The organism is Serratia sp. Sp408 (genome assembly GCF_057180665.1).
The window spans coordinates 1964042-1979715 of sequence record NZ_JBXUFT010000001.1 but is presented as its reverse complement, the minus strand read 5'-3'; the positions used below and the strand labels follow the sequence as shown (position 1 = coordinate 1979715).

Annotated in this window: 18 protein-coding genes; 15 read left to right on the top strand and 3 right to left on the bottom strand. The window is 59.9% G+C overall.

Annotated elements, in window-relative coordinates:
• The first annotated feature begins 87 nt into the window (after nt 1–87).
• From AC2AXP_RS09415 to AC2AXP_RS09380, 8 genes are all read left to right on the top strand, one after another.
• Nucleotides 88–1713, top strand: a complete 1626-nt coding sequence (locus AC2AXP_RS09415) for a methyl-accepting chemotaxis protein (RefSeq protein ID WP_039991973.1) — start codon at nt 88–90, stop codon at nt 1711–1713.
• A 25-nt stretch (nt 1714–1738) separates the two neighbouring features.
• Nucleotides 1739–2596 carry a protein-glutamate O-methyltransferase CheR gene (cheR, locus tag AC2AXP_RS09410; RefSeq protein ID WP_273871402.1) on the top strand — a complete coding sequence of 286 codons (858 nt, stop codon included), beginning with the start codon at nt 1739–1741 and terminating at the stop codon, nt 2594–2596.
• Entirely contained in the window at nt 2596–3645 is a 1050-nt protein-coding gene (locus tag AC2AXP_RS09405; RefSeq protein ID WP_484381587.1) for a protein-glutamate methylesterase/protein-glutamine glutaminase, read from the top strand. The genes cheR and AC2AXP_RS09405 overlap by 1 nt, the downstream gene beginning before the upstream one ends.
• A 58-nt stretch (nt 3646–3703) precedes the next feature.
• Nucleotides 3704–4093 carry a chemotaxis response regulator CheY gene (gene cheY / locus AC2AXP_RS09400; protein ID WP_004961437.1) on the top strand — a complete coding sequence of 130 codons (390 nt, stop codon included), beginning with the start codon at nt 3704–3706 and terminating at the stop codon, nt 4091–4093.
• Nucleotides 4094–4105: 12 nt separating this feature from the next.
• Nucleotides 4106–4750 (top strand): protein phosphatase CheZ, encoded by a 645-nt coding sequence (cheZ, locus tag AC2AXP_RS09395; protein ID WP_004961441.1) that lies wholly within the window; start codon nt 4106–4108, stop codon nt 4748–4750.
• Between the two features lie 231 nt (nt 4751–4981).
• Nucleotides 4982–6133 (top strand): flagellar biosynthesis protein FlhB, encoded by a 1152-nt coding sequence (flhB, locus tag AC2AXP_RS09390; RefSeq protein WP_484381586.1) that lies wholly within the window; start codon nt 4982–4984, stop codon nt 6131–6133.
• A complete protein-coding gene (gene flhA, locus AC2AXP_RS09385; protein WP_484381585.1) occupies nt 6126–8204 on the top strand; it encodes a flagellar biosynthesis protein FlhA in 2079 nt (692 codons plus the stop codon). Before flhB ends, flhA begins: the two co-directional genes overlap by 8 nt.
• Nucleotides 8204–8608 (top strand): flagellar protein FlhE, encoded by a 405-nt coding sequence (locus AC2AXP_RS09380; RefSeq protein ID WP_102991017.1) that lies wholly within the window; start codon nt 8204–8206, stop codon nt 8606–8608. The genes flhA and AC2AXP_RS09380 overlap by 1 nt, the downstream gene beginning before the upstream one ends.
• A gap of 82 nt (nt 8609–8690) precedes the next feature.
• Here the strand turns inward: AC2AXP_RS09380 and AC2AXP_RS09375 are convergent, their stop codons facing one another.
• The 3 genes from AC2AXP_RS09375 to flgA form a co-directional block, all read right to left on the bottom strand.
• A complete protein-coding gene (locus tag AC2AXP_RS09375) occupies nt 8691–9125 on the bottom strand; it encodes a flagella synthesis protein FlgN (RefSeq protein WP_198772929.1) in 435 nt (144 codons plus the stop codon).
• Nucleotides 9126–9166: 41 nt separating this feature from the next.
• A complete protein-coding gene (flgM, locus tag AC2AXP_RS09370; protein WP_004961452.1) occupies nt 9167–9478 on the bottom strand; it encodes a flagellar biosynthesis anti-sigma factor FlgM in 312 nt (103 codons plus the stop codon).
• Between the two features lie 116 nt (nt 9479–9594).
• Nucleotides 9595–10248, bottom strand: a complete 654-nt coding sequence (gene flgA, locus AC2AXP_RS09365; protein ID WP_004961458.1) for a flagellar basal body P-ring formation chaperone FlgA — start codon at nt 10246–10248, stop codon at nt 9595–9597.
• 195 nt (nt 10249–10443) lie between these two features.
• On the opposite strand from flgA, the gene flgB reads away from it, so the two are divergent.
• From flgB to flgH, 7 genes are all read left to right on the top strand, one after another.
• On the top strand, nt 10444–10857 hold the full coding sequence (gene flgB / locus AC2AXP_RS09360) for a flagellar basal body rod protein FlgB (RefSeq protein ID WP_004961462.1): 414 nt from the start codon (nt 10444–10446) through the stop codon (nt 10855–10857).
• 5 nt (nt 10858–10862) lie between these two features.
• Nucleotides 10863–11267 carry a flagellar basal body rod protein FlgC gene (gene flgC, locus AC2AXP_RS09355; protein WP_004961463.1) on the top strand — a complete coding sequence of 135 codons (405 nt, stop codon included), beginning with the start codon at nt 10863–10865 and terminating at the stop codon, nt 11265–11267.
• Between the two features lie 12 nt (nt 11268–11279).
• Nucleotides 11280–11969 carry a flagellar hook assembly protein FlgD gene (gene flgD / locus AC2AXP_RS09350; protein WP_484381584.1) on the top strand — a complete coding sequence of 230 codons (690 nt, stop codon included), beginning with the start codon at nt 11280–11282 and terminating at the stop codon, nt 11967–11969.
• A gap of 76 nt (nt 11970–12045) precedes the next feature.
• Nucleotides 12046–13281, top strand: a complete 1236-nt coding sequence (gene flgE / locus AC2AXP_RS09345) for a flagellar hook protein FlgE (protein WP_004961468.1) — start codon at nt 12046–12048, stop codon at nt 13279–13281.
• 19 nt (nt 13282–13300) lie between these two features.
• The gene (locus tag AC2AXP_RS09340) at nt 13301–14056 is read left to right on the top strand and encodes a flagellar basal body rod protein FlgF (protein WP_004961472.1); all 756 of its coding nucleotides are present in this window, start codon (nt 13301–13303) and stop codon (nt 14054–14056) included.
• A gap of 32 nt (nt 14057–14088) precedes the next feature.
• Nucleotides 14089–14871 carry a flagellar basal-body rod protein FlgG gene (gene flgG / locus AC2AXP_RS09335; protein ID WP_004961475.1) on the top strand — a complete coding sequence of 261 codons (783 nt, stop codon included), beginning with the start codon at nt 14089–14091 and terminating at the stop codon, nt 14869–14871.
• A 138-nt stretch (nt 14872–15009) separates the two neighbouring features.
• On the top strand, nt 15010–15669 hold the full coding sequence (gene flgH / locus AC2AXP_RS09330) for a flagellar basal body L-ring protein FlgH (protein WP_004961477.1): 660 nt from the start codon (nt 15010–15012) through the stop codon (nt 15667–15669).
• The last annotated feature ends 5 nt before the right edge of the window (nt 15670–15674 follow it).

Genomic DNA, 15674 nt, shown 5'->3' with positions numbered 1-15674 from the left:
CTGCGCTTCGTTGATCAAACGAAGGACGTGGAGCCGGGGTCGCCCCTTTTTCCGTGCTGGCTGCGGCCGGCTGCAAGGAGGTTTACTGTGTTCAACCGAATCCGTATCTCTACCAGTCTGTTCCTGTTGCTGCTGACTTTTTGCGTGATGCAGTTGATCAGCACCGGCCTGTCGTATAGCGCTTTCCGTTCCGATAACCAGAATCTCACTATCATTACCCTGGGCAGCCAGCAGCGCGATGCGCTCAGCCTGAGCTGGGTTGCCCTGTTGCAGGCGCGCAATACCCTGAACCGCGCCGGAACCCGCGCGGCGCTGAAGGTGCCGCAAGAGCAGGTCAACCTGTTGATGGGCAATGCGCGCAGCTCGTTGCAAAAGGCCGATCTCTATTTCAATCAGTTTCTGGCGGTGCCGCGCGTCAGCGATCGGGAGCGGCAACTGACTGAACATACCCAAGCCAGCTATGACCAATTACGCAGCGCGCTGCGTGAGCTGATCGGTTTCCTTGAGAATAACAACCTGCAAGCCTTTATGGATCAGCCGACGCAAAAGACCCAGGACCTGTTCGAAGCCGAGTTCGTGCAATATCTGCAAGGGGTTAATGACAGCATCGAGCAGGCCAGAGAGGCCAACCAGCGCTCGTACGCCTATGCGATCTGGCTGGTGGTGGGCGCGGTGCTGATGCTGATCGCGGTCACCGGCAGCGCAATGTGGTGGCTGCGCCGCATGCTGGTGCAGCCGCTGGAGATCATGCGTGCCCACTTTGAACGCATCGCCAGCGGCGATCTGGCCGCGCCGATCCAGGTTTATGGACGCAATGAAATCAGCCTGCTGTTTGGCAGTCTGCAAACGATGCAGCAGTCGCTTATCGGTACGGTGGGGGCGGTGCGTGAAGGCGCGGAGTCGATCCTGATTGGCTTGCAGGAAATTTCGGAGGGTAACAACGATCTGTCGTCGCGCACCGAACAGCAGGCCGCCTCGCTGGAACAAACCGCCGCCAGCATGGAACAGCTGACCGCCACGGTAAAACAGAATGCCGACAATGCCCGCCAGGCTTCACAGCTGGCGCGCGAGGCGTCCGCCACCGCCGCCAAGGGCGGTGAACTGGCCAGCGACGTGGTGACCACCATGCATGATATCGCCAGCAGTTCGCAGAAGATTGGCGCCATTACCAGCGTAATCGACGGTATTGCCTTCCAGACCAATATTCTGGCGCTCAATGCGGCGGTGGAGGCGGCGCGCGCCGGCGAGCAGGGGCGTGGCTTTGCGGTGGTGGCCGGCGAGGTGCGCAATCTGGCGCAGCGTAGCGCACAGGCGGCAAAAGAAATAAAAAGCCTGATCGATGAATCGGTCAGTCGGGTCAAGCAGGGATCGACGCTGGTTGAAAACTCCGGCTCGACGATGCAGGACATCGTGCATTCGGTAACACGGGTGACCGATATCATGGGCGAAATCGCCTCCGCGTCGGATGAGCAAAGCCGTGGTATTGAGCAGGTTACGCAGGCGGTAACCCAGATGGATCAGGTAACGCAGCAGAACGCCGCTCTGGTGGAGGAGGCCGCTTCAGCCGCCGCCGCGCTGGAGGAGCAGGCGATCACGCTGGCGGATGCGGTTGCGGTTTTCCGCCTGGCGGACGACAACTTCAGCGTAGCAGACAGCCATCAGCAAAGCGTTGCCGTTGAGGTAAAGGAACACGCAGATTGTCAACAAGCATGAGACTGAAACGATCGGGTGGGGCGATATGACATCATCGTCTCCGCAAAGCCCATTATTGCTCCAGATGGCGCAGCGACTGCCGCTGTCGGACGTTCATTTTCGCCGTATCAGCCAGCTGATCTATCAGCGTGCCGGCATCGTGCTGGCGGCCCACAAGCGCGAGATGGTCTACAACCGCCTGGTACGCCGCCTGCGTCTGTTGGGGCTGCATGACTTTGGCGACTATCTGGCGCTGTTGGAAAGCGATCCGAACAGCGCCGAATGGCAGGCGTTCATCAATGCGCTGACCACCAACCTGACGGCCTTTTTCCGCGAGGCGCATCACTTCCCGATTTTGGCGGAACATGCACGCGCACGGCCAAACGGCTACCGCGTCTGGAGCACTGCCGCATCGACCGGCGAAGAACCCTATTCGATCGCCATTACGTTGAGCGAAGCACTGGGGCAGCGCGCCGCCAGTTGCCAGGTATGGGCCAGCGACATTGATACCCAGGTGCTGGAGAAAGCCGAAGCGGGCGTCTACCGGCAGGAAGATTTGCGAACCCTGACGCCAGGTCAGATGCAGCGCTATTTCCTGCGCGGCACCGGACCGCACCAGGGACTGGTAAGGGTACGACCGGAACTGGCGGCGCGGGTGAGCTTTCAACCGCTGAATCTGCTGGCGCCGGAATGGACGCTGCCGGGGCAGTTTGACGCCATTTTCTGTCGCAACGTGATGATCTATTTCGATAAGGCAACCCAGGAACGCATCCTGCGGCGGTTTGTACCCCTGCTGAAGCCGGGAGGGTTGATGTTTGCCGGTCATTCCGAAAACTTCAGCCAGATCAGCCGCGATTTCTACTTGCGTGGCCAGACCGTATATGGCCTGACCAGGGAGAGGTAATGAATAAAATCAGCGTATTAAGCGTAGATGATTCGGCATTGATGCGACAACTGATGACCGAAATTGTCAACAGCCACCCCGATATGGAGATGGTGGCGACCGCGCCTGACCCCTTGGTGGCGCGCGACCTGATCAAAAAATTCAACCCGCAGGTATTGACGCTGGACGTTGAAATGCCGCGCATGGACGGGCTGGATTTCCTCGAGAAACTGATGCGCTTGCGGCCGATGCCGGTGGTGATGGTGTCCTCGCTGACCGGTAAGGGCTCGGAAATTACCTTGCGCGCGCTGGAGCTGGGGGCGGTGGACTTCGTCACCAAACCGCAGTTGGGTATTCGCGAAGGAATGCTGGCCTACAGCGAACTGATCGCCGAGAAGATCCGCACCGCCGCCAAAGCGCGGTTGCCGCAACGCTCCACTGCACCGACGCCGGCCATTCTCAGCCATACGCTGCTGTTGAGCAGTGAAAAACTGATCGCCATCGGCGCATCGACCGGCGGCACGGAAGCGATCCGTCAGGTGCTGCAACCGCTGCCGGCCACCAGCCCGGCGCTGCTGATTACCCAACATATGCCGCCGGGCTTTACCCGTTCGTTTGCCGAACGGCTGAACAAGCTGTGCCAGATCACGGTAAAGGAAGCCGAAGACGGCGAACGGGTACTGCCGGGCCACGCCTACATTGCGCCGGGTGACCGGCACCTGGAACTGGCGCGCAGCGGCGCCAACTATCAGGTGAAGCTGCAAGACGGCCCGCCGGTCAATCGCCACCGTCCGTCGGTGGACGTGCTGTTCCGTTCGGTCGCACAGTTTGCCGGCCGCAATGCGTTGGGGGTGATCCTTACCGGCATGGGCAACGACGGCGCCGCGGGGATGTTGGAAATGCACCGTGCCGGGGCCTATACCCTGGCGCAGAGCGAAGCCAGCTGCGTGGTGTTCGGCATGCCGCGTGAGGCGATAGCCAGCGGCGGCGTCAATGAGGTGGTGGAGCTGGAGCGCATCAGCCAGCGCATGCTGGCGCAAATCGCCGGCGGCCAGGCGCTGCGGATTTAATTTTAGGCGGCCGGGGTTCGGCTGCCGTCATGTAAAAGTAACAACCTTAGGAGTCACAATGGCGGATACAAATCTCAGATTTTTGGTGGTGGACGATTTCTCAACCATGCGTCGCATCGTCAGAAATCTATTAAAAGAGCTGGGCTTCAACAACGTGGAAGAAGCCGAAGACGGCGCCGATGCGTTGAACAAACTGCGCGCCGGCGGTTTTGATTTTGTGGTATCCGACTGGAACATGCCGAACATGGACGGGTTGGCGCTGTTGCAAACCATCCGCGCCGACGCTCAGTTGGCGGCGTTACCGGTGCTGATGGTAACGGCGGAAGCCAAAAAGGAAAATATCATTGCCGCCGCGCAGGCCGGTGCCAGTGGTTATGTGGTGAAACCTTTTACGGCGGCAACGCTGGAAGAGAAGCTGAATAAGATCTTTGAAAAACTGGGCATGTAAGGAGAACGGGCAATGAGAGATATTCCAATGCCTGCCAGCGATGCAGCGACCGCCGGAGAGATCATCTCGCGCATCGGCCAGTTGACGCGTATGTTGCGCGACAGCATGCGCGAACTGGGACTCGATCAGGCGATTGCCCAGGCGGCAGAAGCGATCCCGGATGCGCGCGACCGTCTGGATTATGTGGTTACCATGACGGCGCAGGCAGCGGAACGTGCGCTGAACTGCGTAGAGGCGGCTCAGCCGCGCCAGGCAGAGCTGGAGTCACAGGCCAAAACGCTGAAAGGGCGCTGGGATGACTGGTTTGCCAACCCGATAGAACTGTCGGACGCGCGTTCGTTGGTAACCGATACCCGCCAGTATCTGGAGCGGGTGCCGGAGCATACCGCGTTTACCAACGCACAACTGCTGGAAATCATGATGGCGCAGGACTTTCAGGATCTGACCGGTCAGGTGATCAAACGCATGATGGATGTGGTGCAGGAAATTGAAAAGCAGCTGCTGATGGTGTTGATGGAAAATATCCCTGAACCGGAAGCGCGCGCCAAACGCGCCAATGAAGCATTGCTAAACGGACCTCAACTGGACGCCTCTGCCGCCGGCGTGGTGGCCAGTCAGGATCAGGTGGATGACCTGCTCGACAGCCTCGGATTCTAAACGACTGCGGGCGCGACATCGCGCCGCGCCCGCAGCGTCTTGCCACGCCGCGTCACGTACTGCCGGTAGACAGTGACCGTCGCCGCCGCACGGCAACGCCTGGCGTACGCTGATGCCTGTTTGGTCATCCTTTAAATAACCCACCTTTTTCCCCGCTGTTCCATCAATGAATTCGGGCGTTTTTTGGCATGCTGGCGGCAATTTTATTTGTTCCCCATACAGGGTGCCACCGTGGCTGAAGACAGCGATCTGGAAAAAAGCGAAGCGCCCACCCCTCACCGGGTGGAAAAAGCGCGCGAAGAAGGCCAGATCCCGCGTTCACGCGAACTGACCTCGATCCTGATGCTGATAGCCGGACTGGCCATCCTGTGGGTCGGCGGCAGCAACCTGGCGCGACAGCTGGCGCAGATGCTGACCGACGGGCTGCACTTTGATCACGGCATGGTCAACAACGACCGGCAAATGCTGCATCAGCTTGGCATGCTATTGCGCCAGGCGGTATGGGCGCTGCTGCCGGTGATGGCCGGTCTGGTGCTGGTGGCCTTGACCGCGCCGATGTTGCTGGGCGGCATTCTGTTTAGCGGCAAATCCCTCAAGTTCGATCTGAAACGTCTGAATCCGCTTTCCGGTCTGAAGCGCATATTTTCCAGTCAGGTGTTAGCGGAATTGCTGAAGGGCGTTCTGAAAGCCTTGCTGGTCGGCTGGGTGACCGGGTTGTTTCTGTGGCACAACTGGGCGGCGATGTTGCACCTGGTGACGCAACAGCCGCTGGACGCGTTAGCCAATGCGCTGCAAATGGTGGTTTTCTGCGGTTTGCTGGTGGTCCTCGGGCTGGTGCCGATGGTGGCGTTCGATGTGTTTTATCAGCTGTGGAGCCACATTAAAAAGCTGAAGATGACCAAGCAGGACATTCGTGATGAATTCAAGGAACAGGAGGGCGATCCGCACGTTAAGGGCCGTATTCGACAGCAACAGCAGGCGATTGCCCGCCGCCGCATGATGTCCGACGTGCCAAAGGCTGATGTGATCGTCACCAACCCGACTCATTACGCGGTGGCATTGCAATACAACGACAAGCAGATGAGTGCGCCAAGGGTGCTGGCCAAGGGGGCCGGCGAGATCGCGTTGCGCATACGCGAAATGGCGGCGCAGCACCGTATACCGACGCTCGAGGCGCCGCCGTTGGCACGTGCGCTGTATCGCCATAGCGAGATCGGACAACATATTCCCACCACCCTGTACGCTGCCGTAGCCGAAGTTCTGGCCTGGGTCTATCAACTGCGCCGTTGGCAGCACGAAGGGGGGTTGATCCCGAAAAAACCTGAACGTTTACCGGTGCCGGAAGCACTGGATTTTGCTGGAGAAAGTAACGCTGATGGCTAATTTGGCCTCCCTGCTTCGTTTGCCGGGTAATTTTAAAGATACGCAGTGGCAGGTTTTGGCCGGCCCGATCCTGATCCTGCTGATATTGTCGATGATGGTGTTGCCATTGCCGGCCTTTATCCTCGATCTGCTGTTTACCTTCAATATTGCCCTGTCGATCATGGTACTGCTGGTGGCGATGTTCACCCAGCGGACGCTGGAGTTCGCCGCGTTCCCGACCATATTGCTGTTTTCCACCTTGCTGCGTCTGTCGCTGAACGTGGCGTCGACGCGCATCATCCTGATGGAAGGACATACCGGCTCCGCCGCCGCAGGACGGGTCGTCGAAGCCTTCGGCCATTTTCTGGTGGGCGGTAACTTCGCCATCGGCATCGTGGTGTTTATCATTCTGGTGCTGATCAACTTTATGGTGATCACCAAGGGCGCCGGGCGCATTGCCGAAGTTGGCGCGCGTTTTGTGCTGGACGGTATGCCGGGCAAGCAGATGGCGATCGATGCCGATCTCAACGCTGGCCTGATTGGCGAAGACGAAGCGAAAAAGCGTCGTGCCGAAGTCACACAGGAAGCGGACTTTTACGGCTCGATGGACGGTGCCAGCAAGTTTGTGCGCGGCGACGCGGTTGCCGGTCTGATGATCATGGTGATTAACGTGGTTGGTGGTCTACTGGTCGGCGTTATTCAGCATGGCATGTCGCTCGGCAGCGCCGCTGAAAGCTACACCTTGCTGACCATCGGTGACGGCCTGGTGGCGCAGATCCCGGCGCTGGTGATCTCGACGGCGGCCGGGGTGATCGTCACCCGCGTGGCGACCGATCAGGACGTCGGCGAACAGATGGTCGGCCAATTGTTCAACAATCCGCGTGTCATGCTGCTCAGCGCCGGGGTGCTGGGGTTGCTTGGCATGGTGCCGGGCATGCCCAACCTGGTGTTTCTGCTGTTTACCGCCGCTTTGCTCGGTCTGGCCTGGTGGCTGCGCGGCCGTGAACGGCAGCCGGTGCAGACGCCTGAACCGACGATAGCGCAAGACAACCCACAGGCGGTGGAGGCCAGTTGGTCTGACGTACAGCTGGAAGACCCGCTCGGCATGGAGGTCGGCTATCGGCTGATCCCGATGGTCGACTTTCAGCAGGATGGCGAACTGCTCGGTCGCATTCGCAGCATACGCAAGAAGTTTGCCCAGGAAATGGGCTATTTGCCGCCGGTGGTGCACATTCGCGATAACCTGGAACTGCCGCCGGCCAGCTACCGTATTCTGATGAAAGGGGTAGAGATCGGCCGCGGCGAAGCGCATCCGGGGCGTTGGCTGGCGATTAACCCGGGCAATGCCGCCGGTACGCTGGCGGGAGAGAAAACCGTCGATCCGGCCTTTGGTCTGGAGGCGGTGTGGATTGACAGCGCGCTGCGCGAACAGGCGCAGATCCAGGGCTTTACCGTGGTGGAAGCCAGTACGGTGGTGGCGACGCATTTGAATCACCTGATTGGCCAGTTTGCCAGTGAACTGTTTGGCCGTCAGGAGGCGCAGCAGTTGCTCGATCGCGTCGCGCAAGAGATGCCAAAGCTGACCGAAGACTTTATCCCCGCAGTCGTGTCGCTGACCACGCTGCATAAAGTGCTGCAGAATCTGCTGGCGGAGCGGGTATCGATTCGTGATATGCGCACCATCATTGAAACGCTGGCGGAGCATGCGCCGACGCAGAGCGACCCGTACGAATTGACTACCGTGGTGCGGGTGGCGCTCGGACGTGCCATTACCCAGCAGTGGTTCCCGGGGCAGGGCGAAATACAGGTTATCGGGTTGGATACCCAGCTTGAGCGCTTGCTGTTGCAGGCGCTGCAGGGCGGCGGTGGTCTGGAGCCGGGGCTGGCGGATCGGTTGCTGGATCAGGCGCGACAGGCACTGCAACGGCAAGAGATGCTCAGCGCGCCGCCGGTGCTGCTGGTTAACCACGCCTTGCGCGCATTACTGGCGCGCTTTTTGCGCCGCAGTCTGCCGCAAATCGTGGTGCTGTCGAATCTGGAAATCAACGACGAGCGGCAAATTCGCATGACCGCCACTATCGGTGCAGCATGATGTGGCGTGTCCTGATGGTGTTCTGGGGCTTGGCCGCCGGGGCGGCGCAGGCGGTTTCCGGTTCCTGGGTGGCCGACAGCGTGGGCGTTTCGCTCGGCCACGGCGGGGTGCGTTTGACATCGCCGTCGCTACGCCCGCCGAATGCATTGCCCGATGCCAACGCGCGCATTACCAGCATCAGCTGGCGTTATCGGTTGGCATCGAGCGCGCCAGCCGGGCTGCAGGTTGAATTATGCATGCCGGCGCGCTGCATGGCGCTAGAGGGGGGCAGCGGGCGTAGCGAGGCGTTGCGGGGGGAGCTTGCCAACGGCGAATTTTACTTTGTTTACTCGATTCAAACGCGCGGTGCGGTGTTCCCACCGCTGCGGGTGCTGAGTAATCAGCTGATTGTCAATTACCAATAGCGTTCAGCCGAGGATCGCCAACGCGACGTATCGCCAAATAGGCAACGACGTCCGACGGCTGAATGCCGCAGATGTGCCGTGACTATACGCCGATTTTGCGCCCCAGCACGCTGCCGGAACGCGATTGGCCGTCGGGGCCGTACAGGGTTTTATTGTGTTTGTTCAGCACCGTCAGCGCGGCGGCGTTGTGCTCGATATGGCGGCTGAGCAGTAGACCATTATGCTGATTGCTGTCGCGCAGGCGCTGGCCAATCTGCTGGATCTGCTGCCAACGCGCTGCCAGCGTCGCTATGCCGGTATAGGGCGCCTGCAGGCGGTTAACGCGCTCCAGCTCCAGTCGCTGTTGTTCCAGGTAATTCACCGTGGCCAGCAGTTGGCTCTTACCGTCGGTGATACGTTGCAACGCCACGCCCGGCAACGGCCCGGCGCAAAGCAGGTTATGTTCTTCCGCCAGCACGCTGTCCAGCGCACCGAGGGTTTCCAGCAGTGTATCCAGGTGCTGCGCCAGGCTTTCCATATTGATTGATTACCTTCTGTTACTCACCGGGTTCAGACCGCTCAGCCGCGGCCGGAAGCACCCTGGTTGTCGTTTTGCATTTCTTGCAGCAGCGCGTCGGCAATTTTGCCGGCATCCATTTTCAACTCGCCGTTGCGGATGGCCTGTTTGATGGCTTCCACCCGGCCCATATCGATATCCTGGCTGCCCGGTTGCATCAGACGCGCTTGCGCATCGCTCAGTTTGACTTGGGTAGCGCTGACGCCAGTTTCCGAGCGCGCATTTTTTTGCGGTTTAAGGCCGTTTTCCGCCGCGGTGTCGCGTGGCTGTACCGCCGGAACGGGTTGTAACCGTTGAGTGCGATCGATACTCATGTTCAATCTCCATCACCATGACCCCAGGTCGGCGGTTATGGCGTTTGTTGCCCGAGTAGGCGTTAACTGGGTGTTATGGTTTTAGTATCGGCACGGTTTGGCAAACCTTTACCTTTTTATAACGTCACGCGGATGGCGCCATCGTCGCCGGCGATACCGCTGACGATTTGCCCCGAGGACATGCGCACGCGTACGCGATCGTCGGCGGCGGCATTGTTCATCGCCTTGCCTGCGCCGCTGATGCTAAAGCCTTCGCCCTGTGCGGTCACCTGGACCGGTTGACCGGCCTTGATTACCCAGGCGCGCCGCAGCATCGACAGCGTCAACGGCTGGCCGGGGCCGAGATTGCGCAGGCTGACCGCACCTAGCGCACGGCGGCTGTCAACCAGCATGCGCGGCGGCAGCGTATCCAGGCGGCCGGTTTTCAGCGTCACGTCGGCAGCGGTCAGGATGCTGCCGGCGCTGATACTGCGCGCCGACACCAGATAACGGCCGACCACCTGCACCTGGGTTTGTATAAAGCTGCGCTGCTGCCCGCAACGGGCTGAAATGCTGATATTACCCCAGCGGCGCGCGTTGCTGGCCAAAGCCAACTGCGGACGTTGGCAGGGCGGCCATTGCGCGGCTGGGGTGCGAACCCGTACCGTCACCGCGACCGGACTCGCGCTGAACTGCGCCTTGATAAAGCGGTCGATCTGCGCTGCCAGATCGTCGGCGCGTGCGTTAAGGCTAAACAGCAGCGTCATCAGCAACAGATATCCTCTCTTCATCCCGGCTCCTCGGCGTTGATGACCGTGGCGTGTGGCGATGCCCCAAGCCCGGTCGATGGTCTCCGCGCCAAGTGTACCCTGAGTGTTGGCCGGCTAAGCAGACAAATAGCGACGCATTTTGCCCTTATTCCTGCGATAGCGTGGCAAGGGGGGCGTTTATGCTGTCGACTCCAAATTCCAACCTCGTGAGGGAGCATGCTCGACAAACTGGACGCTGCTCTGCGTTTTGGTCAAGAGGCGCTGAACCTGCGCGCCCAGCGGCAGGAAATTCTGGCGGGCAATATTGCCAACGCAGACACCCCCGGCTATCAGGCGCGGGATATCGATTTTGCCAGCCAGTTGAACAAGGTGATGGCGCAAGGGCGCGCCAGCGGTAGCGGCGTGGCGCTTAGCCTGACCTCGGCGCGGCACATTCCGGCGCAAAACCTGCAGCCGCCGCAGCTGGATTTGCTGTTCCGCGTGCCGGATCAGCCATCGATCGACGGCAATACGGTGGATATGGATCGCGAACGGACCAATTTCGCCGATAACAGCCTGAAATACCAAACCGATCTGACGCTGCTCAACGGCCAGATCAAGGGAATGATGTCAGTGTTGCAATCAGGATAAGACCTATGTCGTTACTCAATATTTTTGATATTTCCGGCTCGGCGCTGTCTGCGCAATCGCAGCGTCTGAACGTCAGCGCCAGCAACATGGCCAACGCCGACAGCGTCAGCGGGCCGGATGGTCAACCCTACCGCGCCAAGCAGGTGGTGTTTGAGGTGGCCGCCGCGCCCGGCCAGCCAACCGGCGGCGTGCGCGTGGCAAGCATCGTCGACGATCCCGCGCCGGAACGCCTGGTGTTTCAGCCGGGCAACCCGCTGGCGGATGCCAAAGGTTACGTGCGCATGCCAAACGTCGACGTGGTGGGCGAAATGGTCAACACCATTTCCGCCTCGCGCAGCTATCAGGCCAACGTTGAAGTCCTCAACACCACCAAATCGATGATGATGAAAACCCTGACGCTGGGTCAATAACCGGAGCTCCCCATGGGCATTGCCGCAACCACCAATGAACCACTGGATAACACCGTCGCCGGCGTTAACGCCAATCGCAGCGTCGGCGGCAACACCAGCCAGGATCTGCACAACAGCTTCCTGACGCTGCTGGTGGCGCAGTTGAAAAACCAGGATCCCACCAACCCGATGCAGAACAATGAGCTGACCTCGCAATTGGCGCAGATCAATACCGTCAGCGGCATCGAAAAACTCAATACCACGCTCGGCGCCATTTCCGGCCAGATCAACAGCAACCAGTCGCTGCAGGCCAGCGCGCTGATCGGCCACGGGGTGATGGTGCCGGGGAAAGACATTCTGGTCGGCAGCAAAGAGGGCAACGTCAGCACCACGCCGTTTGGCGTCGAACTGGAGCGGGCGGCGGATAGCGTCACGGCCACCCTCAGTGACGCCAGCGGCAAGGTGGTGCGCACCATCGACATCGGCGGACTGACCGCCGGCGTGCATGCTTTTACCTGGGACGGCACGCTGGAAGACGGCAGCAACGCGCCGGACGGCGCCTATACCGTAGCGCTGAATGCCAAGAGCAACGGCGAACAGCTGGTGGCAAACCCGTTGCGCTTTGCGATGGTGAACGGCGTTACCCGCAACGGCGACGGCGCCTTGCTGGATCTTGGTCTGGCGGGCAGCGCGTCGCTCGAAGACGTGCGACAAATCTTGTAAAGGGGCGGCACTCAGCCTCGACACGCAGTATTTCAGCTTCGGCTATTTCAATTGATATTCGTTTTGGAGACTACACATGGCCTTTTCTCAGGCGGTCAGCGGCTTAAATGCGGCGGCCACTAATCTGGACGTGATCGGTAACAATATTGCCAACTCGGCGACCGCCGGTTTTAAGTCGGGCAGCGTGTCCTTCGCCGACATGTTTGCCGGTTCACAGGTCGGGTTGGGCGTCAAAGTGGCTGGCATCACCCAGAACTTCAACGGTGGCACCACCACCAGCACCAATCGCGCACTGGACGTTGCCATCACCGAAAACGGCTTCTTCCGCATGCAGGACAGCGACGGCGGCATTTTCTACAGCCGCAACGGCCAGTTCAAACTGGATGAAAACCGTAACCTGGTCAACATGCAGGGACTGAACCTGACCGGCTATCCGGCGGCCGGCACGCCGCCGACCATTCAGCAGGGCGCGGATCCGGTGCCGCTGAGCATTCCGGAAGGCATGATGAATGCCAAGTCGACCACCTCCGGCAGCATGGTCGCCAACCTGAAATCTACCCATAGCGTGCCCGCCAACGGCACCTTCGATCCGAACAAATCGGATTCTTACAACTATGTAAATACCATTACCACCTACGACTCACTGGGCAACGCGCACAACGTGAACGCCTACTTTGTCAAAACCGCCGATAACAAATGGGATGTCTATACCCAGGACGGCAGCGTCACCGGTGCCCCGGCGGCCAAGGCCGGTAGCCTGAACTTCAATGCAAGTGGCGCGCTGACCGAAACGCTGGACGCCAGCGGCGTGGCTACCGCCGATTTCAATCTGACCATCCCGATGTCTGCCAAGGACGGTGCGCCAGCGCAGAACTTCACGCTCAGCTTTGCCGGCAGCATGCAGCAGAACGTTGGCAGCGACTCGGTGAGCAAAGTGGCGCAGAACGGCTATACCGCCGGAGAATACAACAACTTCCAGATCGAAAAAGACGGTACCGTGGTTGGCATTTACTCTAACCAACAGAAACAGGTACTGGGTCAAATCGTGCTGGCCAACTTCTCCAACCCGGAAGGCCTGGCGTCGAAGGGCGATAACGTGTGGCAGGAAACCGGGGCGTCCGGGCAGCCACGGGTCGGCACTGCAGGCGGCGGCGGGTTCGGTAACCTCACCAGCGGTGCGCTGGAAGCCTCCAACGTCGATCTGAGTCAGGAACTGGTCAACATGATCGTCGCGCAGCGTAACTATCAGTCGAACGCGCAAACCATCAAAACCCAGGATTCGATCCTGCAAACGCTGGTCAGCCTGCGTTAATCGCGTTAAGGGGTAAGCAATGGACCACGCGATTTATACCGCCATGGGCGCGGCGCGGCAGACGTTAGACCAGCAGGCGATTACCGCCAATAACCTGGCCAACGCCTCGACGCCGGGTTTCCGCGCGCAGCTGGCGGCGCTGCGTGCGGTGCCGGTGGACGGCCCGAGTCTGCAAACGCGCACGCTGGTTACCGCCTCGACGCCGGGCGCCGACATGAGTCAGGGGGCGCTGAACTACACCGGACGCCCGCTGGACGTGGCGCTGCAACAGGATGGTTTCCTGGCCTTGCAGCAGGCGGACGGCAGCGAAGCCTATACCCGCAACGGCAATATCCAGATCTCGTCCACCGGGCAACTGACGGTGCAGGGACTGCCGTTGATGGGGGACGGCGGCCCGATTGAGGTGCCACCGCAGGCTGAAATCACCATCGCCGCCGACGGCACCATTTCGGCGCTCAACCCCGGTGATCCACCTAACACCATCGCGCAAATCGGCCGGCTGAAGCTGGTCAAGGCCGACGCCAGGGAAGTGATGCGCGGCGATGACGGTCTATTCCATCTGACGCCGGCCACCCGCGAGCAACGCGGCAATCAGTTGCAAAACGATCCGCTGGTGCAGGTGATGCCGGGGGTGATTGAGGGCAGCAACGTCAAGCCGATGGAAACCATGGTCGACATGATCGCCAACGCCCGACGTTTCGAAATGCAGATGAAGGTCATCCACAGCGTGGATGAGAATGAACAACGCGCCAACTCATTGTTGTCAATGAGCTGAGCCAGCTGAATGACCCGCTCCAGGAGAGCAGAATGATCCCATCATTATGGATTGCCAAAACCGGTCTGGATGCGCAGCAGACCAATATGGACGTGATTGCCAATAATCTGGCGAACGTCAGCACCAACGGCTTCAAGCGTCAGCGCGCGGTATTTGAAGATTTGCTGTATCAAACCATGCGCCAGCCAGGGGCACAGTCCTCCGAGCAAACCACCTTGCCGTCCGGCTTGCAGATCGGCACCGGCGTGCGTCCGGTGGCCACCGAGCGGTTGCACAGCCAGGGCAACCTGTCGCAGACCAATAACAGCAAAGACGTGGCGATCAAAGGGCAGGGCTATTTTCAGGTGATGTTGCCGGACGGCAGTCAGGCCTATACCCGCGACGGGTCGTTCCAGATCGATCAGAACGGCCAGTTGGTCACCGCCAGCGGTTTTCAGGTGCAACCGGCGATCACCATTCCCGCCAATGCCCTGAGCATTACCGTTGGGCGTGACGGTATCGTCAGCGTCACCCAGCAGGGCCAGACGGCGGCACAGCAGGTGGGTCAACTGACGCTGACCACCTTTATCAACGACAGCGGCCTGGAAAGCGTTGGCGAGAATCTGTATCAGGAAACCGAGAGCTCCGGCGCGCCGAATGAAAGCACCCCGGGTCTCAACGGCGCCGGACTGCTGTATCAGGGGTATGTTGAAACCTCCAACGTCAACGTGGCGGAAGAGTTGGTCAATATGATCCAGGTGCAGCGTGCGTATGAAATCAACAGCAAGGCGGTTTCCACCTCCGATCAGATGCTGCAGAAACTGACGCAGCTGTAAGCGGCGCAGGCACTTGCGGCCTGGGGGCGCAGCATGCTGTGCCCGATGTCACACCCCTGGTAAACAAAGGCGATATTTGTGGGCACCACACTTTTGACGGCTAAACTGCCGCCGCAGACAACACGCGTTTTGGCAGCGATGCTGATGTTGACTATCGGCGGCTGCGCCTATATTCCGCATAAACCGCTGGTCGACGGTTCAACCAGCGCACAGCCGGCGCCGGCCAGCGCACCGATGCCCAACGGTTCGATTTTCCAGTCCGTGCAGCCGATGAACTACGGCTATCAGCCGCTGTTCGAGGATCGCCGGCCACGTAACATCGGCGATACCCTGACTATCGTGCTGCAAGAAAATGTCAGCGCCAGCAAAAGTTCTTCGGCCAATGCCAGCCGCAACGGCAGCAGCAAGTTCGGCGTTGCCACCGCCCCGCGCTACCTCGACGGCCTGTTTGGCAACGCGCGCGCCGACATGGAAATGTCCGGCGACAACACCTTTGGTGGCAAGGGCGGCGCCAATGCCAACAATACCTTCAATGGCACCATTACCGTCACCGTCAATCAGGTATTGGCCAACGGCAACCTGCACGTGGTGGGGGAAAAACAGATCGCCATCAATCAGGGCACGGAATTTATCCGCTTCTCCGGCGTGGTCAACCCGCGCACCATCAGCGGCAACAACTCGGTGACCTCGACCCAGGTGGCGGACGCTCGCATTGAATACGTCGGCAACGGCTATATCAATGAAGCGCAGACCATGGGGTGGTTACAACGCTTCTTCCTGAACCTGTCACCGTATTAAGGATC

What these genes read in the sequence shown, in the direction of transcription:
- cheR (WP_273871402.1), top strand. Translation starts at nt 1,739, where the DNA reads ATGACATCATCGTCTCCGCAAAGCCCATTATTGCTCCAGATGGCGCAG.
- AC2AXP_RS09405 (WP_484381587.1), top strand. Translation starts at nt 2,596, where the DNA reads ATGAATAAAATCAGCGTATTAAGCGTAGATGATTCGGCATTGATGCGA.
- cheY (WP_004961437.1), top strand. Translation starts at nt 3,704, where the DNA reads ATGGCGGATACAAATCTCAGATTTTTGGTGGTGGACGATTTCTCAACC.
- cheZ (WP_004961441.1), top strand. Translation starts at nt 4,106, where the DNA reads ATGAGAGATATTCCAATGCCTGCCAGCGATGCAGCGACCGCCGGAGAG.
- flhA (WP_484381585.1), top strand. Translation starts at nt 6,126, where the DNA reads ATGGCTAATTTGGCCTCCCTGCTTCGTTTGCCGGGTAATTTTAAAGAT.
- AC2AXP_RS09380 (WP_102991017.1), top strand. Translation starts at nt 8,204, where the DNA reads ATGTGGCGTGTCCTGATGGTGTTCTGGGGCTTGGCCGCCGGGGCGGCG.
- AC2AXP_RS09375 (WP_198772929.1), bottom strand. Translation starts at nt 9,125, where the DNA reads ATGGAAAGCCTGGCGCAGCACCTGGATACACTGCTGGAAACCCTCGGT.
- flgM (WP_004961452.1), bottom strand. Translation starts at nt 9,478, where the DNA reads ATGAGTATCGATCGCACTCAACGGTTACAACCCGTTCCGGCGGTACAG.
- flgA (WP_004961458.1), bottom strand. Translation starts at nt 10,248, where the DNA reads ATGAAGAGAGGATATCTGTTGCTGATGACGCTGCTGTTTAGCCTTAAC.
- flgB (WP_004961462.1), top strand. Translation starts at nt 10,444, where the DNA reads ATGCTCGACAAACTGGACGCTGCTCTGCGTTTTGGTCAAGAGGCGCTG.
- flgC (WP_004961463.1), top strand. Translation starts at nt 10,863, where the DNA reads ATGTCGTTACTCAATATTTTTGATATTTCCGGCTCGGCGCTGTCTGCG.
- flgD (WP_484381584.1), top strand. Translation starts at nt 11,280, where the DNA reads ATGGGCATTGCCGCAACCACCAATGAACCACTGGATAACACCGTCGCC.
- flgE (WP_004961468.1), top strand. Translation starts at nt 12,046, where the DNA reads ATGGCCTTTTCTCAGGCGGTCAGCGGCTTAAATGCGGCGGCCACTAAT.
- AC2AXP_RS09340 (WP_004961472.1), top strand. Translation starts at nt 13,301, where the DNA reads ATGGACCACGCGATTTATACCGCCATGGGCGCGGCGCGGCAGACGTTA.
- flgG (WP_004961475.1), top strand. Translation starts at nt 14,089, where the DNA reads ATGATCCCATCATTATGGATTGCCAAAACCGGTCTGGATGCGCAGCAG.
- flgH (WP_004961477.1), top strand. Translation starts at nt 15,010, where the DNA reads ATGCTGATGTTGACTATCGGCGGCTGCGCCTATATTCCGCATAAACCG.